The organism is Actinoplanes sp. NBC_00393, from assembly GCF_036053395.1.
GTDB lineage: Bacteria > Actinomycetota > Actinomycetes > Mycobacteriales > Micromonosporaceae > Actinoplanes.
In genome coordinates, this window is record NZ_CP107942.1 from 5,386,323 (window position 1) to 5,405,791 (window position 19,469).

Annotated in this window: 15 protein-coding genes; 4 read left to right on the forward strand and 11 right to left on the reverse strand. The window is 69.7% G+C overall.

Annotated features, from left to right (window positions below; translation table 11 throughout):
- Positions 1-46: 46 nt before the first annotated feature.
- Positions 47-1,645 (reverse strand): SLC13 family permease, encoded by a 1,599-nt coding sequence (locus tag OHA21_RS25140; protein WP_328477690.1) that lies wholly within the window; start codon positions 1,643-1,645, stop codon positions 47-49.
- A 356-nt stretch (positions 1,646-2,001) separates the two neighbouring features.
- Between OHA21_RS25140 and OHA21_RS25145 the strand changes: the two genes are divergently transcribed.
- Together OHA21_RS25145 and OHA21_RS25150 are read left to right on the forward strand one after the other, a co-directional pair.
- Positions 2,002-3,738, forward strand: coding sequence for a glycosyltransferase family 2 protein (locus OHA21_RS25145; protein WP_328477692.1), 1,737 nt, complete (start codon positions 2,002-2,004; stop codon positions 3,736-3,738).
- Positions 3,735-5,684, forward strand: a complete 1,950-nt coding sequence (locus tag OHA21_RS25150; RefSeq protein ID WP_328477693.1) for a galactose oxidase early set domain-containing protein — start codon at positions 3,735-3,737, stop codon at positions 5,682-5,684. Before OHA21_RS25145 ends, OHA21_RS25150 begins: the two co-directional genes overlap by 4 nt.
- 6 nt (positions 5,685-5,690) lie before the next feature.
- Here the strand turns inward: OHA21_RS25150 and OHA21_RS25155 are convergent, their stop codons facing one another.
- The 3 genes from OHA21_RS25155 to OHA21_RS25165 are packed head-to-tail and all read right to left on the reverse strand — an operon-like array spanning position 5,691 to position 8,008.
- Positions 5,691-6,704, reverse strand: a complete 1,014-nt coding sequence (locus tag OHA21_RS25155) for a glycoside hydrolase family 6 protein (protein ID WP_328477695.1) — start codon at positions 6,702-6,704, stop codon at positions 5,691-5,693.
- A 40-nt stretch (positions 6,705-6,744) separates the two neighbouring features.
- Positions 6,745-7,482: a hypothetical protein gene (locus tag OHA21_RS25160; RefSeq protein ID WP_328477697.1), complete on the reverse strand. Its 738-nt coding sequence runs from the start codon at positions 7,480-7,482 to the stop codon at positions 6,745-6,747.
- Positions 7,475-8,008 carry an RNA polymerase sigma factor gene (locus OHA21_RS25165; protein ID WP_328477699.1) on the reverse strand — a complete coding sequence of 178 codons (534 nt, stop codon included), beginning with the start codon at positions 8,006-8,008 and terminating at the stop codon, positions 7,475-7,477. The genes OHA21_RS25160 and OHA21_RS25165 overlap by 8 nt, the downstream gene beginning before the upstream one ends.
- Before the next feature lie 98 nt (positions 8,009-8,106).
- On the opposite strand from OHA21_RS25165, the gene OHA21_RS25170 reads away from it, so the two are divergent.
- On the forward strand, positions 8,107-9,318 hold the full coding sequence (locus tag OHA21_RS25170; protein ID WP_328477701.1) for a hypothetical protein: 1,212 nt from the start codon (positions 8,107-8,109) through the stop codon (positions 9,316-9,318).
- A 115-nt stretch (positions 9,319-9,433) separates the two neighbouring features.
- Here OHA21_RS25170 and OHA21_RS25175 read toward each other — a convergent pair whose 3' ends face one another.
- The 3 genes from OHA21_RS25175 to OHA21_RS25185 all read right to left on the reverse strand — a co-directional run bounded on the left by OHA21_RS25175 (position 9,434) and on the right by OHA21_RS25185 (position 13,223).
- Complete coding sequence (locus OHA21_RS25175) at positions 9,434-11,104, reverse strand: ISAzo13 family transposase (RefSeq protein WP_442874930.1); 1,671 nt, start codon at positions 11,102-11,104, stop codon at positions 9,434-9,436.
- Between the two features lie 433 nt (positions 11,105-11,537).
- On the reverse strand, positions 11,538-12,143 hold the full coding sequence (locus OHA21_RS25180; RefSeq protein ID WP_328477703.1) for a class I SAM-dependent methyltransferase: 606 nt from the start codon (positions 12,141-12,143) through the stop codon (positions 11,538-11,540).
- 45 nt (positions 12,144-12,188) lie between these two features.
- On the reverse strand, positions 12,189-13,223 hold the full coding sequence (locus OHA21_RS25185) for a hypothetical protein (protein ID WP_328477705.1): 1,035 nt from the start codon (positions 13,221-13,223) through the stop codon (positions 12,189-12,191).
- Between the two features lie 171 nt (positions 13,224-13,394).
- Here OHA21_RS25185 and OHA21_RS25190 point away from each other — a divergent pair, with 171 nt between their 5' ends.
- Complete coding sequence (locus OHA21_RS25190; RefSeq protein ID WP_328477707.1) at positions 13,395-14,309, forward strand: AbfB domain-containing protein; 915 nt, start codon at positions 13,395-13,397, stop codon at positions 14,307-14,309.
- Between the two features lie 42 nt (positions 14,310-14,351).
- Here the strand turns inward: OHA21_RS25190 and OHA21_RS25195 are convergent, their stop codons facing one another.
- From OHA21_RS25195 to OHA21_RS25210, 4 genes are read right to left on the reverse strand one after another with little or no spacing between them, the layout of a single operon-like run.
- On the reverse strand, positions 14,352-16,340 hold the full coding sequence (locus tag OHA21_RS25195) for a beta-galactosidase (RefSeq protein ID WP_328477709.1): 1,989 nt from the start codon (positions 16,338-16,340) through the stop codon (positions 14,352-14,354).
- On the reverse strand, positions 16,337-17,704 hold the full coding sequence (locus OHA21_RS25200) for an ABC transporter substrate-binding protein (protein WP_328477711.1): 1,368 nt from the start codon (positions 17,702-17,704) through the stop codon (positions 16,337-16,339). Before OHA21_RS25200 ends, OHA21_RS25195 begins: the two co-directional genes overlap by 4 nt.
- Entirely contained in the window at positions 17,701-18,579 is an 879-nt protein-coding gene (locus OHA21_RS25205; protein ID WP_328477713.1) for a carbohydrate ABC transporter permease, read from the reverse strand. The genes OHA21_RS25200 and OHA21_RS25205 overlap by 4 nt, the downstream gene beginning before the upstream one ends.
- Positions 18,576-19,445, reverse strand: coding sequence for a carbohydrate ABC transporter permease (locus OHA21_RS25210; RefSeq protein WP_328477715.1), 870 nt, complete (start codon positions 19,443-19,445; stop codon positions 18,576-18,578). Before OHA21_RS25210 ends, OHA21_RS25205 begins: the two co-directional genes overlap by 4 nt.
- Positions 19,446-19,469: the final 24 nt, after the last annotated feature.

A 19,469-nucleotide genomic window follows, 5' to 3' on the forward strand; every position in this document is an offset into this window, starting at 1 on the left:
TGTCGGTTCGACGCTCTGCGTCACTGTCCGCTACTAAATTCCGGAACTAGCCCAGACCGACCACCGCCACCATGAGCGGCAGCAGCACCAGGATCAGGATCGCGCCGAGCACGTCGAAGGAGATCCCGGAGCGGATCATCGTGGTGATCGGCACGACGCCGGAGCCGTAGACGATGGCGTTCTGCGGGGTGGAGACCGGCAGCATGAAGCCGAACGAGGCGGCGAAGGTCGCGGCGAGCGCCGGCACCAGCGGGTTCACCCCGGCCGCCACCGCGATCGGGATGATGATCGGCACCACCACGGCGGCGGAGGCGGTGTTGCTGGTGGTCTCCGAGACGATGATCGCCAGGACGACGGCGAACGCGGTGATCGCGAACATGCTGGACAGGCCGAGCGCCTCAGCGCTGGAGGTGCCGATGGTCTCGGCCAGCCCGGTGTCGGCGAGCAGCGAGCCGAAGATGATGCCGGTGCCGAAGAGCAGGATGGTGCCCCAGTCGATGCGGGCCGCGTCGCTCCAGTTCAGCGTGAACTCGCGCTCGCGCCACGAGGTGGGCAGCAGGAAGAGCAGCGCGGCGCCGAGCACCGCCACGATTCCCTCGTTGAGCCGCTCCGAGACGGTGTCGTAGACGGCCGAGTCGGTGCCCCAGCCCACGGCCACGATGCCGGGCACGATCCAGAGCGTCACCGTGGTGGCGAAGGCGATCAGCGTGTTGCGTTCGGCGACCGAGAACTTTCCGAGCTTCGCGCGCTCGGCGGCCACATACTCCTCGACTCCCTCGATCCGGCGGATCTCGGGCTTGTTCAGCAGAAGCAGCACCAGGGCCAGCACGGCGAACATGGCGAGGCAGATCGGCGCCGCCATGGCCATCCACGCGGCGAACGAGATCTTCTCCCCGGTCGCCTCCTCGATCAGCCCCCGGCCGATCAGGTTCGGCGGGCTGCCCACCGGGGTGAGCAGGCCACCGACGCTTGCGCCGTACGCCAGCATCAACAGCAGCGCCGCGCCCACCCGCAGCCGCGTCGGATCGAAATCGGCCTGGACCAGGCCGCGGTCCTGCATCATCTTCGCGATCACCGCGAGGATGCCGAGCGCGGTGGGCAGCAGCATCGCCACCGTCGCGGTGTTCGACACGAAAGCCGAGAGCAGAGCGGTGATCACCCCGAAGGCGATGATCACCCGGACCGTGGAGCGGCCGACGCCGGGCAGCGAGAGCATCCGGAACGCGAACCGCCGGGCCAGGCCGTGCTTGAGCATCGCCTGGGCCAGGATGAACGCGCCGATGAAGGTGAAGACGGTGGACGAGCCGAACGGCTCCAGCACGTCCGATGCGGGCGCCACCCCGAAGACCACGATGCAGCCCACACCGATCAGGCCGCCGATCGGGATCGGCACCGCCTCGGTCACCCAGAGCACGATCACGCCGAGCAGGACCGCGGAGAGCACCTGCTGGCTGGGCCGCAGGTCGAGCGGCAGCGCGAGGAAGATCAGGGTCACGACCGGGGCGAGAAAGAGCCCGACGGTACGGCGCCCGCGCTCGAATCGTTCCTCGCGCGGCGAGAGCCGTTGCTCGCCGAGACTCCGGTAGGTTCCGCCGCCCAGCAGGCGACGTTCGACATCAGTGCGGGCGCCCTCGGTTGTGGACATCTCCGACCTCCCTCTGTGACCCCCCTCACTTATCCAATCTCGAGTCCGCCGACACGACCGGGTACCGCTATGTACGAATTTTGGAGAACATAGCTATTGTTCCACTGTGCCCGATAAGCGAGTTAGTTACACTGCGCGGCCATTGTCATGCAATGAGTGAGGTAGATGACGGAAAGTAACCTCGCGATACTCCAGCCATTCGTGACCTTGACCACGCAAGATCACATAATCGATCGCCAATACCTACTCTGACGTGCTGTCTTAGCGAGAGCAGAGCGACGCCAGGCATCACCGGCAACAGAGTGATGACGACCGTCCAAATTACTTAGAGCGACAGACCGTCGCGGGGGAGTCCGATGACAGGCCAGCAACCGGGCAGCCATCACTACGACTACATCGGTTTCAGCCGCATCGCCGGCCCGGCCGAACCCGTACCGGACGGCAAGTACCGGGTCCGGCTCCGCCCGCTCTCCCGCCGCCGGCCCGTGCGGTCCGTGCTCATCGCGCTCTTCGCGTTCGCCTTCGAGGCGACCTTCTTCGGCTGGCTGCTCTCCTCGATCGAGCTGCCGGACCGCCGGATGCACGCGGTGCTGTTCGCGGCCACCGTGTTCATGATCGGGGCGACCGCCCTGATCGAACTGTTCCGCCTGGTCAACGTCGTGACGCTCTGCCTGGCCACGCTCTGGGCCCGGGACCCGGTGCCGGTGATGCCGCAGCAGCGGCTGCGCGTCGCCTTCCTCACCACGATCGTTCCCGGCAAGGAGCCGATCGAGATGGTGGAGAAGACGCTGCGGGCGGCCCGCAAGGTCCGGCACGGCGGCCGGTACGACGTGTGGCTGCTCGACGAGGGCAACGACCCGGACGTCAAGGCCATGTGCGCGCGGCTCGGCGTGAACCACTTCAGCCGCAAGGGCGTCGAGAAGTACAACACCGAGGCCGGGGCCTTCAAGACGAAGACCAAGCACGGCAACTACAACGCCTGGGTGGACAAGCACGGCACCGGCTACGACGTGTTCGTCTCGGTCGACCCGGACCACGTGCCGATGCCGAACTTCTGCGAACGGCTGCTCGGCTACTTCCGCGATCCGGACGTGGCCTTCGTGATCGGCCCGCAGATCTACGGCAACTACGACAACGTGGTCACCCGCTGGGCCGAGTCGCAGCAGTACCTGTTCCACTCGCTGCTGCAGCGGGCCGGCAACCGGCTGGGCATCCCGATGCTGGTCGGCACCAACAACGCGGTACGCATCGCCGCGCTCAAGGCGATCGGCGGCCTGCAGGACTCGATCACCGAGGACATGGCCACCAGCCTGGCCGTGCACGGCACCCGCAACAAGGCCACCACCCGCCGCTGGAAGTCGGTCTACACCCCGGACGTGCTCGCCGTCGGTGAGGGCCCGTCCTCGTGGACCGACTACTTCAGCCAGCAGCACCGCTGGTCGCGCGGCACCGACGAGGTGGTGGTGGCCAACTTCGCGCGTACCGTGCGGCGGCTCGGCTTCCGGCGCAGCGTGCAGTACGCGCTGCTGATGGCCTACTACCCGCTCACCGCGATCTCCTGGCTGCTCGGCGCGGCGACCGCGGTCTGCCACATCGTGCTCGGCGCCAAGGGTGTGCAGGTGCCGCAGGAGGTGTGGCTGATGCTCTACGTCGACGCCGCGCTCTTCCAGGTCGGCCTCTACCTCTGGAACCGGCGGCACAACGTGAGCCCGCACGAGGACGCCGGCTCGTCCGGTCTGACCGGCATGCTGCTGTCCACCCTGTGCGCCCCGATCTATGTCACCTCGTTCCTGCAGGCGGTGCTGCGCCGCCGGGCCGGGTTCGTGGTGACGCCGAAGGGGGACTCGGCCAGCCCGGACTCCCTGCTCACCTTCCGTACCCATCTGCGCTGGGCCGGCTTCTTCGCCGCGCTGCTGGTCGTGGCCGTGTTCACCGGGCACGCGTACGGCTTCATGTGGCTGTGGCCGGCGCTCAACCTGACCCTCTGCCTGATCCCGCCGGCGATCTGGGCACTGCAGTCGCTCACCCGCAAGCCGGAGCAGCCGGCCGAGACCCGTGCCGCCGCTGAAGAACCCGTGGAGACCTACGCATGACCCGCCGCAAACCCAGCCTGGCCCGCCGGCTGCTCACCGCGATCGTGGCGCTGATCGCCGCTGCCGCCGTCGTGGTGGTGAACCGCCCGATGGTCGTTTTCGCCGCCGACCAGTACCACGACTTCACCATCAACCGGCAGACCTACAAGGAGGAGTTCGGCCACTGGTCGATGCTGCCGGTGCCGGCCGACTTCAAAGTCAACGCGATCCACGCCGCCCTGCTGAACACCGGCAAGGTGCTGATCATCGCGGGGTCCGGCAACAACCGGGACAACTTCGAGGCCGGCACGTTCCAGACCGTGCTGTGGGACCCGGCCACCGACAAGTTCTCGCTGGTGCCGACGCCGACCGACCTGTTCTGCGCCGGGCACACCTTCCTGCAGAACGGCAACCTGCTCGTCGCCGGCGGCACCAAGTCGTACGAGGTGCTCGAGGCCGACATCAAGCACGCGGCCGGCGTCATGAAGATCAAGAACGAGTCACCGGACCACGGCGCGCGCACCTTCCCGAAGGGCACCGTGCTCACCTCGGCCGACGGGCGCAAGTACGCCACCCGCGCCGACCTCACCGTCCCGGCCGCGAGCAAGATGCAGCACGGGGCGCACACCATGGTGCACGCCGGTGAGGCCGAGGTCTGGGTGGACGCGGTCGAGGAGGGCGACGCCCCGGTCGTCAAGCAGCCGGCCCAGTACTCGATCGCCGGCCTGACCGGCCTGGACGCCCGCAACCTCTACGGCGTGGCCGAGAAGATCACCCGCGAGAAGCAGGAGTACGGCGGCGACAAGACCTCGTACGAGTTCGACCCGCGAACCGAGCGCTACGTGCGCACCGGCGACATGGTCGAGCACCGCTGGTACCCGACGCTGGCGCCGCTGCCGAACGGCGACATCCTGGCCGTCTCCGGTCTGGACGAGTTCGGCCGGATGCTGCCCGGCCGCAACGAGACCTACCGCACCGCGGAGAAGCGCTGGGTCGCCGCGCCGAACCTGACCCGGGTCTTCCCGACCTACCCCGCGCTGTTCGAAACCAAGGACGACCGGCTGTTCTTCTCCGGCTCGAACGCGGGATACGGCTCGGACACCGAGGGCCGCACCCCGGGCCTGTGGAACACGCGCACCAACAAGTTCCAGAACGTGCCCGGCCTGAAGGACCCGGCGATGACCGAGACCAGCGCCTCCGTGCTGCTGCCGCCGGCGCAGGAGCAGAAGGTGATGATCCTCGGCGGTGGCGCGGTCGGTGACTCGCCGGTCTCCACGGCCCGCACCGCGATCGTCGACCTCGACGTGCCGAAACCGGCCTACCAGCCGGGCCCGGACCTGCCGAACCCCACCCGATACCTGAACACCGTGGTGCTGCCCGACGACACCGTGTTCACCAGTCACGGCTCGTCCGGCTACCGGGGTGGGCCGTACCAGGGCGCCAAACGCAGCGACCTGCTGGCCGCGCAGATCTACGACCCGGGCAGCAACGAGTTCCGTACCGCGGCGGCGCCGACCGTGGGCCGCAACTATCACTCGGAGGCCCTGCTGCTGCCGGACGGACGGGTGGTCACCATGGGCAGCGACCCGATCTACGCCCGCAACGGCCGCGACCCGGGCACGTTCGAGCAGCGGATCGAGATCTACAGCCCGCCGTACCTGTTCCAGAAGAACGCGCGGCCGCAGGTCACGGCCGGACCGGCGATGCTGAAGCGCGGTGGCACGTACACCTTCACCACGCCCGACGCGGGCCGGATCCGGGCCGCCCGGCTGGTCCGTCCCAGCGCGGTCACCCACGGCACCGACGTCGACCAGCGTTCGGTGGCGCTGACCGCGGCGGCGATCCCGGGCGGGATCACCGTCACCGTGCCGAAGGAGCGCGGCCTGGTGCCGGCCGGCTGGTACATGCTGTTCGTGACCGACGACGCGGGCGTGCCGTCGCAGGCCCGCTGGGTCCAGGTCTCCTAGCCGCGATCAGTTGGTGGCCAGGTCGAGTGCGTACTCTGGCCACCACTGACCGGCCGCCGGCGCGCCCTTGCCGCAGGCGCCGTCCGACTCCCCCGGCCGCTTGATCCAGAGGAACGCGTCGACCAGCGGGTGCCCGGTCTCGGTGGTCGGCTCCTGGCCGAGAGCCCGGCCGGGCGGGTTGCACCAGTGCTTGTCGTCGGATCCGATCTTGGCGGGGCCGTTCCCGTTGCGGCTCGTGTCGATCACGAAGTGCGCGCCGTCGAGACGTTTCGAGATCTGCTCGCCGTACGCGATGTTGGCCTCGGTGGTCTCGAAGTTCGCCACGTTGAGGCTGAAGCCGTCGGCCTGCTCCACTCCGGACTTACGCAGGGCGTCAGCGACCCGGGCGGCGTCGCGGACCCAGCTCGGGTTGCCGCCGTCCAGGTAGACCCGGACCCCCGGATCCTGCTTGAACTCGCTGACGGCGGCCTTGAGCAGCTCGTACCGCTCGATGGCGGAAGGACCGGTCACGCAGCCCTTGAGCACGTGCGTCATCGCGTCCGGCTCGAGCACCACGATCGCGTCGGAGCCGTGCACCGCGCCGGCCAGCCCGGTGATGAACGACCGGTACGCCGCGGCGTTCGGAGCGCCGCCCTCCGAGTGGCCACCACAGTCCCGGTTCGGCACGTGGTAGGCGACCAGCACCGGGGTACGCCCGGCCGCCGTCGCCGCGGCGACCAGCGCGCGGGCCCGCTCGGCGTAGCCAGGGTTGGCGTCGGCGAACCACACCGCCGCCGGCGAGGTCGCGATCTTGCGGATCGCCACGGCGTCCGCGGCACGTCCCGCGGCCTGCCACTCGGTGACCTGGTTCATCGCCGCGCCGGTCGGCTCCACGTAGAACGGCCCGGCGCCGACCACCTCGGGGACGCTGGGCGCGACCGAGGAGGGCGTGACCGGGTCAGGGGTGTCACTGTCGCCCGAGCAGCCGGCAGCGCCGAACGCCACCAGGCCGCTGATCAGGACCGCGGGAAGACTCTTCATCGACCGCAACGCTACTTGATCAGGATTTATCACTACATGCTCAGCGGACCGAAAGTGCGACCCTCACCGCCTCCTCCCGGGTGGCGAAGCCCTCCAGCCGATAGGTGACCGGCTGCGGCGTCTCCCAGATCAGCGTCGGCCCGGCCAGCCGCGCCGTCTCGTCGCGTTTGACCCCGTCCGTTCCGATGTAGGTCAACGGATGCGGCTCCGGCAGCCAGAGCGCCGCGTGACTCGTGCCGGCGAGTTCCGGCACCCATTCGGTGTTCGGCGTCATCTTTATGAAGATCGGATCCAGTCCACCGGAGAACTGGTCGAATCGGACAGTTCCCCCACGGTAGATCAGGGTCACCACGCGCGGCCTCCCCTGCGCGTCCGGGTCGGCCAGCAGCACCTCCTCGGGCGGGCCCAGCAACTCGGGGGCCAGCACCGGGAAACCGGCTGCCCGCTCGGCCTCCACCAGATCCGCGGTGCGCGTCGACGGGAGCGGACTCGGGGTGGCCGGGAGAGCACCGGCTGGGAGCTCACGGCGTACCTCGATTCCGGCCACCCGCAGCAGGTCGCTGACCACCTCGACCACCGCGGCGCGAGCCGGCGCGACCAGCGTGACGGTCGCGATCAGAGCGGCCGCCGCGGCCGCCAGAAAGAGCCGCAGGCGAGGCCGGCGTGCCGGCTGAGCAAGGCGAGCACGCACCGCACTCCGTTGATCAACCGCTTCCGGTACGGCCAGAGCGCGCCCGAGACTGCGCAGCTCATCGATCAGTTCGTCGTGTTCAGGCACCGGGCACCTCCCCCACCGGCATCCGGTCGCGCAGCCGGGCCAGCGCCCGCGCGGTACGCGACTTCACCGTCCCCTTCGGCAGTCCCAGCGTCATCGCGGTCTCCGCCTCCGACAGGTCCATGAGATAGCGGCAGACCAGCACCTCCCGGTCCCGGGTGTCGAGCGCCCGCAACTGCTCGACCAGGAACCGGCGCCGCTCGGTCGCCTCCGCCGACTCGGCCGGATCGGGTTCCAGCGGCATCGGGTCTTCACGCACCGCGGCCCGCATCAGCAGCCCGGTCCGGCGGGTGCGCGACCGGATCAGGTTGCGGGTCTCGTTCGCGACGATCGCCAGCAGCCACGCCTTGAAACCGGCGTCACCCCGGTACCGCCCCAACTGGCGGTACGCCTTCACGAACGCCTCCTGCACCACGTCGTCGGCGTCGGCGCCGGCCCCGAGCAGCGCGGCCGCCCGGTGTGCGGGCGCGGTGAAGCGGACGACCAGCACCTCGTAGGCGTCCAGGTCGCCCCCGCGGGCCCTCGCCACAGCGGTCGCCTCGTCTATTTCGATGGCCGCCCCCTTCACCACACCCTAGAGACACCGCTCGGCGGGAACCGGTTCCCGCCGAGCGGTGTCACCAGAACATGACGACCCGGCGCACCTTCCTTGTCCTCGCGGGTTCCGGCCTGGCGCTCACCGCGGCCGGCTGCCGCGAACCCGCCGCCGCTGCCGCCGCTCTCACCGACGTGGTCCTCGCCGACAGCACGCGCGGCCTGCTGCGGCTCTCCCCCACCGGCGAGCAGGTCCTGGGCACGAGCGCGGTGGCCGGGTTCGACGGCGCGCACCTGTACGCCCGGCAGGACGCGAACCTGGTCCAGCTCGATCCGGCGACCGGGGCAACCACCCGCAGCAGGCCGATCGGGGACGGGTGGCTGCCCCGGGCCGTCTCCCTCGACGGCCGGGCGTGCGCACTGGGCCGAACGCCGGCCACCGACCGGCCGGCGGCGCGCGCCCGGACCCCACTGCTGGTCACCGGCCCGGCCGGCGACCGCGAGTACGACCTGCCCGGCGTCATCGAACCGGACGCCTTCACCAGCGACGGCCAGGGCCTGTTCGTCCTCGACTGGCTGCCCGCCACCGCGCCCGACCACTACCGGGTACGCCTGCTCGACCTGACGTCCGGCGAGGTGCAGCCGCTGCTCACCCGCAACAAGGTCCCGGTCCCGGCCGGCGCCGAGGAGGAGATGCGCGGCGACGGCCGCCAGGCGATCCTCTCCGCCGACCGGCAGATGCTGTTCACCCTCTACACCCACCAGCCCGGCCACCAGCACACCCGCGACCTGCTTTCCGGCCGCCCCGGCAACGCGCACGCCTTCGTCCACGTCCTGCACCTGACCGAACGCTGGGCGTACTGCCTGGACCTGCCCCACCCCTTCGGCGAGGGCCCGATCGCCGGGCACGCCCTGGCCGCCACCCGCGACCACTTGGCGGTCGCCGACCTTCATTCCGGCAAGCTGGCCTACGCCACACCGTCCACCCTGTCGATCGACCGCGTCATCGAGGTGCCCGCGGCCCCCGGCGCCACCGCCGTGCTGACCCTGACCCCCGACGGCCGCACGCTGGTGGGCGCCCACGACCGCATCACCGTCCTGAACACCAGCACCAACGCCCAGCTGGCCTCGTGGACCGTGCCGGCCCCACTGAAGGGCCTGGCGTTGAGCCCTGACGGCACCCGCCTCTACGCCGGCACCGAACGCCGCCTCCTCCACCTCGACGCCGCCTCCGGCACCGCCCAGGGCGAAACCGAGGTGATCGGCCTGACCACAGTCCGCCAAACCCTCCCCACCCACGGCTGAGCCGTCCCCAGCAGGCATTCGGTCCGCACACCCCGCGCCACCGACGGCTTCCCCTCACCCAGCCCCCGCTCGCCCCACCCGGCCGCCGCTCAGGCAGGTAAGGGCTCGTCGATTTTTAACTCGCTGTTTTGATCAAGGCGGGTGCGGTGAATCCGGCGGCGCGGGTGTGAGCGGCGAGGTCGGTGTGGTTGGTGAGGCGGATGTTGCTGGGTTCGATGGGGTGCTGGATTTGGGTGAGCAGGGTGCGGGTGTTGCGGATGGCGACGTTGATGGTGGTGCCGGCGACGCCGAACAGATCGGCGATGACCTTGCGGGGCAGTTGGTAGCGGTCGTGGAGCAAGGTGGCCAGTAGTTGGTGGCTGAGGGTGACGCGGATCTTGCGGCCGCCGCCGCGGGGCCGGGCGTGGCCGCGCAGGTTGTGCAGGAACGCTTCGTGTTGGGCTTGATGGGGAACGGTGAGCCGGCTGATCAGGTCGTTCCATGCGCTGTCGGGCATGCCGGTGATGGCCGGGTGCACCAGCGCGGCCAGGTGATGCAGCGGTGGTAGGGCTGTCGCGGGTTCGCCGGCGGGTGTGGCCGGGTCGGGGCGCAGGGTGTAGTTCCAGTCGCCGTGCCAGTCGTGACGGTCGATGGCCAGGGTGCTCATCTGCTCGTCGGTGATGACGACGCCGGTCGGGTAGTGGCCGGTGTCGAGTTCGGCGTGCACGCGCAGCCCGCTGCTGGTGGTGGTCGCGGCGATCGTGTGGACGATGGTCTCGTGGCTGGTCAGGGGTCGTGCCCGCCAGTTCATCGAGATGTGGGCGAACAAGCGATGCTCGATACGGTTCCATTTACTGGTGCCGGGCGGGAAGTGGCAGACGGTGATCGGTAGCCCGATTTCGGCGGCGAGAGCGGCCAGATCCGTTTTCCAGGCGCGAGTGCGGTAGCCGTTGGATCCGCCGGCGTCCGCGGTGATCAAGAGCCGTCCGGCGTTCGGGTAGCGGTCACGGCCGTAGCCGTCCCACCAGCGGCGCAGAGTGGCGACGGCGAACGCGGCGGTGTTGTGGTCGGTGCCGACGGCGACCCAGCCGGTGTCGGCGGCCAAGTCGTAGACCCCGTAGGGGATCACCTGTCCCAGCTGCGGATCGGCGAAGTCGTGGGTGCGGACTACGGCCGGCTCACCGGCAGGCCGCCACTCGCGGCCCTTGTTCGCGAACGCGCCGACGAGTTCCTTCTTCTTCGTATCGACGCTGACGACCGGGTCACCGCTGGACAGATAATCCTTGACCTGCTCGTTGATGTAGCCGAACTGGGCGTCGCGGTCGGGATGGCGTCTGCCTTCCAGAGTCTTGGCATTGCCCTGAAGGCTGAATCCCTCACCGTGCAGCAGAGCAGCGATCGTGTCCGGCCCGGCCTTATGACCCCGCCCGGCCAGTTCCTGCGCAAGGTGGCGCAACGACTTCGTCGTCCATCGCAGCGGCGACATCGGGTCCCCCCGCTCGTCCGGCTCGACCAGCCCCAACAACGCCGGCATCAGAGCGGGATCATGTTCGGTCACCGGCTTCCGGCCGCCACCGGCACGGCGGACCCGGCCCAGCGGCGCCACCCCGGCCTCCAACTCATCGACGCCCGCAGCCACCGTGCCCTCCCGGACCCCGGCAGCTCGCGCTACCGCCCGGATCCCGCCATGCCCCAGCACCCGAGCCTCAGCACCCAGCAGCAACCGGCGTTGCCGCTCATCCAGATGCGGCAAGATCACCTCAAACTTCGCTGCCAGCCTGCCCCGTTCCTCCTCCGATACCGCCATAACAGATCAACGCATCGAAATCCGCCAAGCAACGGCTTGTTCTTCGACGAGCCCTAATCGGGTCGCGATAACGTGCACCACCGGCGGCTCGCCCCGGCCGGCCGCCGCCCAGACACGGAATGACCGCCCGAATACCTGCGCCACCGGCGGCCCGCCCCAACCGGCCGCCGCCCAGACACGGAATGACTGCCTCGGAGTGAATCGGTGGCTGCGGCGGCCGATCGGTGGTGACGGCGCCGGCGGCCTGCCGGGACCGCCCGGCCGGGCGTTGATCATCTCGACCGCGCAAGCAAGCCTGATGGTCAGCCGGACAACTCGGCTGGCTGCCAGGGCTGTTTCGGTGGGCGGGAAACGACCCGCAGGGCCAGCCGGTTGTTCGGCGGGGCTGCGTTGGGGTGAGAGGTGGCCTACCGGGAGAGCGATCTGCCGGCTGCTAGGGGGTGCGGCGGAGGGTGTCGAGGAGGAACCACTCGTCCTCGTGGTGGATCAGTGGGGCCAGGGCGGGGTGGGCGGCCAGCGTGGCGTGGACGTTGAAGCCGTCGTAGTTGCCCGGGTTCTCGCGGTCGCGGAAGTGCAGGCTGACCAGGTCGCCGCCGGGTTCGAGGCGGTTGACCAGGCCGTCCAGGACGGCTTGGAGGTCGGCGGCGGAGAGGTAGTACAGGAGGTCGCCGATGACGATCAGGTCGAAGGTGCCGTCGGGGAGGTCGGCGGGGAGGAGGGCGCGCTCCACGCGTACGTTTGGAAGGTCTGCGGTGTTATGTCGGGCCTGCTGGACCGCCTCCTCGACGCTGTCCACGGCCAGGATCTCGTCGCAGCGTGGCGCGAGCTGCCGGGTGAACAGGCCGATCGAGGCGCCCGGCTCGTAGCAGCGGCGGTAGCGTTCGCGTGGCAGGCTGGCCAGGGTGACCGCGTATTTGCGCTGGTTGTGCCACTTGGTCGCGACGTCCCACGGATCGTCCTTCGCCATGTAGAGCCCGGCGAAGTAGTCCAGGGAGACGGTGGCCTCCGGTGGTGCGGCGTCGCCCTCTGCACGTGTCACGCCGGAATTGTGCCGAACGCGGGAACGACGCCGTCAGCCGGGTGGTCAGCGAGCCACCACCGTCAACGTCCCGACGCCCTCCTCCGCGTTGAGGTCGATGCCTCCGGCGCCGCGGCCGGTGGAGACTTCGGCATCGCGGCCGGTGGAGACCTCGGCGTCGCGGCGCAGCCCGTTCCGCCGGTCGCCGTAGAGGATCACCCGGCCGGCGCCGCGCCGGAACACCGCCCGCACCGGAACCTTTCCCTCGGTGCTGATCCGCCACTGGTTGACGCCGCCGGACAGCACGATCGGCAGGGCGGCGTCGCGGGCGGGCAGGGCGAGGTTCAGCCGGGCCATGCCGCCGAGCAGGTCGATCCGGTCGACGGTGCCGCGGGTCAGGTCGAGGGTGGCGGTCCGGAAGCCGCCGCGGGTCCGTACCGCCCAGTCGACCTCCTCGCTGAGCAGGACGTCGATCCGGCCGGTGCCCTTCTCGCCGGTGGGTTCGATGCCGACCCGCAGGGTGTCGCCGTCCAGCGACGTACGCGGGCGCACCCCACTGTCCCGCGGCGTGGTCACCCGGAACCAGCCGTTGTCGACCGCTCCGATCGTCACGGTGAGCTCGGTGGTGTTGTCGGCGAACTCGAAGGTGGCGGCGTCCGGCACGGGCACCGTCGACGGAGGTGGGGTGCCGATCGAGACCGGCGGGTTGACCGGCGCCGCCGCGGCTGGCGCCGGTGACGCGACCGGGCCGGCGAAAACGGGTTGCCGCGGCTCGTCGGACGCGGGCCGGAAGACGGCCCAGGCCGCGACGGCGCCGACCGCCAGGAGGGCGGCGAGGATCACTGCCCGCTTCGCGGTGGACCGGTGCGGGCGTACGCCCGACGGGATCTCCACCGTGACCCGCTCGGCCGCGCCGGGCGGGCTCGCACCGGCCATCACGTGCCAGGCCGGCCCGGTCCGGGTGGCGTCGACGCCCGGCAGTTCGTAGTGGTCGGCCGGCGGCCCCAGACTTTGCGGAGCATCCGGCCAATAGTCCGAAATATTCGGCAAATCGGGCGGGTTGGGTGGGGTTGATTCCTCGGCTACGGCTGGACTGTCCACGCGCGCTCCTCGATGCGGGGTGGTTCCGCAACGAGATACGGACCAGAGGTCCGATCGGTTCGACTGGGAGCGATCCCAATCGAATTATTTCAGCGCTGACTCTTGCCCTGGGACACCGATCCCGGTAGATCATTATCGGAACATTAAGTGAGTCTGCAGAGAGCGAATTTGATGCCGGACGACGATACCCAGGACGGCCTCCGGGTAGGGGGCTGGGTTCCGCCGTATTCACCGGACGATTCCGCACCAGGACCACGCGTCCGCCCCGGTGGGCGGCCGCCCCTCCCCCGCGGCACGCAACGCCGCGCGCTCGGCCCCGGCCCCGCCGGTACGCCGCAGTCCCGTGGCCGCCTCGTGCTGGCCGCCGCCGTGGCGCTGGCGTGCGCGACCACCGCCGTGGTCGCTTTCGGACTCGGTGACGACGACGCGCCGGCACCGGTGGCCGCCCGGACGGAGTTCCCCAAGCCGGTGCTGCCGAACTTCCCGCTCGAGCCGGGCGAGACGATCTCCCTGCTGCCGAACCCGAACGGGTCGAGCACGACGAAGCAGGCAGTGCCGACGACACCGGCCGCCACCACCGCGCCGCGCAGCCCGTCCCGGAAGCCGAATCCGGCCAAGCCACCGGCGAGCAAACCCGCGAAGCCGGCGCCGCCGCGGCTCGTCACCGGTGCCACGATCGGCCTGGAGGCGGCCGACCGGCCCGGCTCGCGGGTGCGCCACCGCAACTACCTGGGCCGGCTGGACCCGGTCACCGCCGGCAGCAGCGATCTGGACCGGGCCGACTCGCGCTTCACCGTGCGCGCCGGGCGGGCAAATGCGAACTGCTATTCCTTGGAATCAGTAAACTTTCCCGGATATTATCTGCGCCACCGCAACTTTGAAATCCGGCTCGACCGATCCGACCGTTCCGAACTGTTCGATCTGGACGCCACATTCTGCACTGTGGTAATTCGGCAGAACACCGCCCTGGCCCTGCGGTCGGTCAATTATCCGGACCGGCACGTGGTCGCCGACCGCGATCGGCTGGTGCTCCGCGAGAGCACCGGGGAGCGGGCGACCGGGTTCGTCCCGCGGTCGCCGCTGTGACGTGGTGGCCCGGCCTGGGCCCTCCGGCCGGGCCACCACCCCTCAGTCCCGGCGGATGATCACGACAGCGCGCGGCTCGAGCGTGTCCGGCGCGCCGGGCAAGCCACCGAGATCGACCGGCAGATCGGTCCGGTTGATCAGGAACCAGTGATCACCGCGGACCGCCAGTTCGACCGGGCCGCGCAGGCCGGGCGGCAGCTCACTGCCCACCCCGGTGGGCCCGAGCAGGGCGGGCAGCAGCGTGGTCAGTCCGTCCGCACCGAGCCGGGTGGAGACGTACGCCGCCGACCCCTCACCGGCCACCCGGCGCGTGACCGCCGCGCGTTCCGCCTGCTCCCCGGTCTTGTACCGGGAGACGATCTCGGTGTCGCCGGCGACGTCGATCCGGTCGGTCCAGATCGTGCCCGTGGTGCCGTTGTCCAGTTCCACGCTCTCGCCGTCGAGCAACGGCGCGAACTCCTCGATCCGGATGCCGAGCAGGTCCCGCAGCGCCCCCGGGTAGCCGCCGAGCCACACGTGGTCGTTCTCGTCGACGATCCCGGAGAAGTACGTGGTGATCAGGTGCCCGCCGTCCGCCACGTACGCCCGCAGCCGCTCGGCCAGCGCGGCCGGCACGACGTGCAGGACCGGCGCGATCAGCACCCGGTAGCTCTCCAGCGGCCCACCGGTCGGCACCACATCAGCGCGGATTCCGTGGTTGAGCAGCGCGGTGTACCAGTCGAGGGCTTCCTGCCGGTAGCGCAGCCGGTCGGTGGGGTGCGAGTCGTGTTCGGACACCCACCACGACTCCCAGTCGAACACGATGCCGACCTCGGCCCGCCGCCGCGAGGAGCCGGCCACCGGGGCCAGTTCCCGCAGTCGCGTACCCAGGTCGGTGACCGCCCGGAAGACCGCGCTTTCGGTCCCGGCGTGCGGCAGCATCGCCGAGTGGTACTTCTCCGCGCCGGCCTTGGACTGCCGCCATTGGAAGAAGCAGACCGCGTCCGCGCCGTGCGCCACGTGCGTGAGCGAGTCCCGGGCCAGCTCACCCGGCTTCTTCGGCAGGTTGACCGGCTGCCAGTTGACCGCGCTGGTCGAGTGTTCCATCAGGAACCACGGCCGGCCGCCGGCGATGTTACCGGTCAGGTTGGCCGAGAAGGACAGCTCGTCGCGGGCCTGCGGTCCGGGCACCACGTAGTGGTCGTTCGAGACGAAGTCGACCTCGGCCGCCCAGTCCGCGTAGTTCATCGGGTTCTGCAGGCCCATCACCATGAAGTTGGTGGTGACCGGCACGTCCGGGGTCAACTCGCGCAGCACCGCCCGTTCGGCGCGCAGGTGGTCCTTGAGCGCGTCCGAGGAGAACCGCCGGAAGTCGAGCTGCTGGGTGGGGTTCGGGTGCGAGGCGGCGATCCGCGGCGGCACGATCTCGTCGAAGGTGTCGTAGCGCTGCGACCAGAAGGCGGTGCCCCAGGCGTCGTTCAGAGCGGCGATGGTGCCGTACCGGGCCTGCAGCCAGTCGCGGAAGGCGAGCGCGGCGTCGTCGGAGAAGTCGTAGACGTTGTGGCAGCCCAGTTCGTTGTTGACGTGCCAGGCGACCAGGGCCGGGTGCTCGGCGTACCGGGTGGCCAGCGTCCGGACTAGGTCCAGCGCGTACCGGCGGAAGACCGGTGAGGTGGGCCGCCAGTGCTGCCGGGCGCCCGGCCAGACGGTGTTGCCCTCCCGGTTCACCGGCAGGATCTCCGGGTGTTTCGTGGTCAGCCACGGCGGCGGGGAGGCGGTGGCGGTGGCCAGGTCGACGGCGATGCCGTTGGCGTGCAGCAGGTCCATCACCTCGTCCAGCCAGGCGAAGTCGTACTCGCCGTCGCGCGGCTGGATCCGGGCCCAGGAGAAGATGGCGAGGGAGACGATCGTGACGCCGGCGGCACGCATCGCGCGTACGTCCTCGTCCCAGACCTCGCGCGGCCACTGCTCGGGGTTGTAGTCGGCGCCGAACTCCAGACGCGCCGCCCCGGCGCGGCGAAGCCAGCGCCGGGGCTCGTTGCTCGATGTCATTTAACCGTGAAGCCCTGCTCCTGGCCGTACTTGATGGACGCATCCTGCCAGGACTTCAGCCCGTCCTGCAGGGTTCCCTGCCCGATGTACGCCTTGCCGACGGTGTCGCCGTAAATGCTGTTGGCGTAGACCTGGAAGGGCAGGTACGACCAGCCGGGGACGACCTGCCCGGCGGACGCGGCGAGAACCTCGTTGACCTTCTGGCCGCCGAAGTACGGGAACTCCTTGCCCAGGAACTCCGGCGAGCCCAGCTCCTTGGTGGTGGCCGGGAAGGCGCCGTTCGCGGACCGGCTGGCCGCGCCCTCGTCGACCGTCGCGTACTTGAGGAACCCGTACGCGAGGTTCTTGTTGGCGGCCTTCTCCGGGATCGCGATCGAGCTGCCGCCGTTCTCCGACGTGGCCTTGCCACCGGCGTCCCACTGCGGCATCGGGGCGACCCGCCACTTGCCGTTGCCGGCCTTCACACCGGACTCCAGGTTGGCCGGCATCCAGGCGCCGATCACCAGGGAGGCGATGGTGCCGTCGGCGAGGCCCTGGTACCAGCCGTCACTCCAGCCGGGCACCGGGTTGAGCAGCTTCTTGTCGATCAGCGGCTGCCACAGGCCGGTCCACTTCTGGGCGCCCGGGTCGGCGAAGTTGACGCCGACGTTCGTACCGTCCACGGTGTAGGGCTTGCCCCCGGCCTGCCAGATCATGCTGGTGGTGAAGCCGGCGTCGCCGCTGTCGCTGGTGATGTAGACCTTCGGGTCGGCCGCGTGCAGCTTCTCGGCGGCGGCCGCGTACTCCTCCCAGGTGGCCGGCACCGCGACGCCGTGCTTGTCGAAGACCTCCTTGTTGTAGAACAGGGCCATCGGCCCGGAGTCCATCGGCAGGCCGTAGATGGCCTCCCCGGCGTGCACCGAGTTCCAGGTGCCCGGGGTGAACGTGCCGTCCAGGCCGGCCGCGCCGAACGTGTTCAGATCGGTGACGTTCTTGGCCAGGGCGAACTGGGGCAGCGCGTAGTACTCGATCTGGGCCACGTCCGGGACGCCGGTGCCGGCTGTGATCGCGTTCTGCAGAGCGGTGTACGCGTCGTTGCCGGTGCCCGAGTTGACCAGGTCGACCTTCACTTTCGGATACTTCTTCTGGAAGTCGGCGACGACCTGCTTGAGGGTCGGCTCCCAGGCCCAGACGGTGATCGTGCCGCCGGCCTCCAGCGCGGCCTGCACGTCCGCGTCGGAGACCGTGGTGGTGGCCGCTTTCTGGTCGGTGGGATCGTCGGAGTCGCCGCCGCAGCCGGCAGCCAGGAGGGTTATCGACAGGGCGGCGCCGAGGAGCGCGCGCCGGCGGGTGATCATCATGGCGCTTCCCTTCAAGGTTTTCACTGCTTGACGCTTCCCGCGGCCAGACCGGACTGCCAGTAACGCTGCAGCAGCAGGAAGGCCGCGATGAGCGGGACGATGGTGAGCAGCGATCCGGTGATGACGAGGTTGTAGACGACGTCACCGCCGACCGTGCTGGCCTGCTCGGCCCACGAATAGAGGCCCAGGGTCAGCGGATAGAGGTTGGGATCCTTCAGCATGATCAGCGGCAGGAAGAAGTTGTTCCAGGTGGCCACGGTGTTGAACAGCAGGACCGTGACGAAGCCGGGCGCGAGCAGCGGCAACGCCAGCGAGAAGAAGATCTTGAATTCGCCCGCGCCGTCCACCCGGGCGGACTCCAGGATCTCGTCGGGCACCGCCTCCGCGGAGTACGTCCACATCAGGTAGAGGCCGAACGGGGACACCAGCGCGGGGATGATGATCGCCCACGGGGTGTCGGTGAGGCCCATCTTGGCGAACATGAGGAAGGTCGGCACGGCCAGTGCGGTGGGCGGCACCGCGACACCGCCGAGAACCACAGCGAAGACCGCCTTCCGGCCGCGGAAGGCGAATTTCGCCAGCCCGTACCCGGCCAGGGCGGCCAGCAGGGTCGCCCCGCCGGCGCCGACCACCACGTAGAGAAGCGTGTTCAGCAGCCAGCGGGCGAAGATGCCGTCCTGGTAGGCGAAGGTGTCGGCGACATTGCCGAAGAACGCGAAGTCACCGGAGAACCAGAGCCCGAACGAGCTGAACAACCCCTCCTGGGTCTTGGTCGAGCTGATCAGCAGCCACCCCAGCGGGAGCAGGCTGTAGATCAGCGCCAGCGCGGTGATCAGGGTGAGCGTGACGCTGCGCCTGCGCTTCTTCGCCGCCGGGCGGACGGTCAGCACCGAGCTCATCGCTGCTCTCCCCGCATGCCACGACGCTGGAAGAGGTACGCGACCAGCATGGTCACCACCCCCATCAACAGCGCGACGGTCGCCGAGTAGTTGACCTGCTGCCCGGCGAAGGACAACTGGTAGGCGTAGATGTTCGGGGTGAAGTAGGTGGTGATCGAGTTCGGCGCCAGGGTGTCCAGGATCTGCGGCTCGTTGAAGAGCTGGAAACTGCCGATGATCGAGAAGATGGTGGCGACGACCAGCGGGCCCCGCAGCGCCGGCAGCTTGATCGCCCGGATGATCCGGTACTGGCCGGCGCCGTCGATGGCCGCCGCCTCGTAGAGCGCGGCGTCCACCACGCGCAGCCCGGAGTACAGGATGATCATGTTGTACCCGACGAACTCCCAGGTCACGATGTTGCCGATGGCGGCGAGGATCAGGTCGGGCGAGAGCGGGTCGGGGATCGCCCACCCGAACGACTCGTTGAGGTTGCCGACCAGGCCGATCCGGGAGCCGTACATGAAGCCCCACATCAGGGTGGCGACCACGGCGGGCACCGCGTAGGGCAGGAAGACGGAGATCCGGAAGAAGCCCGCGCCGTAGAGCCGGCCGCTGTCGATGGCCAGCGCGATGAGCAGCGCCAGGAACAGCATGATCGGCACCTGGACGATCAGGAACAATCCGACCCGGGTCACCGCGTCCCAGAACTGCGGATCGCTCAGCGCCTTGGTGTAGTTGTCCAGGCCGACGAAGCTGGTGCCGCCGACCAGTTGGGTGCGGAACACGCTGAGGTACGCCGAGTAGCCGATCGGCGCGAGGAAGACCAGCGCGAACACCGCGAGGAACGGCCCGGTGAAGCCCCAGCCGATCCAGGAACGCCGAGTCAAAACGCCGCCCCCTCCTCGATGTTT

What these genes read in the sequence shown, in the direction of transcription:
- OHA21_RS25175 (WP_442874930.1), bottom strand. Translation starts at nt 11,104, where the DNA reads ATGGCGGTATCGGAGGAGGAACGGGGCAGGCTGGCAGCGAAGTTTGAG.
- OHA21_RS25155 (WP_328477695.1), bottom strand. Translation starts at nt 6,704, where the DNA reads ATGAAGAGTCTTCCCGCGGTCCTGATCAGCGGCCTGGTGGCGTTCGGC.
- OHA21_RS25140 (WP_328477690.1), bottom strand. Translation starts at nt 1,645, where the DNA reads ATGTCCACAACCGAGGGCGCCCGCACTGATGTCGAACGTCGCCTGCTG.
- OHA21_RS25170 (WP_328477701.1), top strand. Translation starts at nt 8,107, where the DNA reads ATGACGACCCGGCGCACCTTCCTTGTCCTCGCGGGTTCCGGCCTGGCG.
- OHA21_RS25205 (WP_328477713.1), bottom strand. Translation starts at nt 18,579, where the DNA reads ATGAGCTCGGTGCTGACCGTCCGCCCGGCGGCGAAGAAGCGCAGGCGC.
- OHA21_RS25195 (WP_328477709.1), bottom strand. Translation starts at nt 16,340, where the DNA reads ATGACATCGAGCAACGAGCCCCGGCGCTGGCTTCGCCGCGCCGGGGCG.
- OHA21_RS25190 (WP_328477707.1), top strand. Translation starts at nt 13,395, where the DNA reads ATGCCGGACGACGATACCCAGGACGGCCTCCGGGTAGGGGGCTGGGTT.
- OHA21_RS25150 (WP_328477693.1), top strand. Translation starts at nt 3,735, where the DNA reads ATGACCCGCCGCAAACCCAGCCTGGCCCGCCGGCTGCTCACCGCGATC.
- OHA21_RS25145 (WP_328477692.1), top strand. Translation starts at nt 2,002, where the DNA reads ATGACAGGCCAGCAACCGGGCAGCCATCACTACGACTACATCGGTTTC.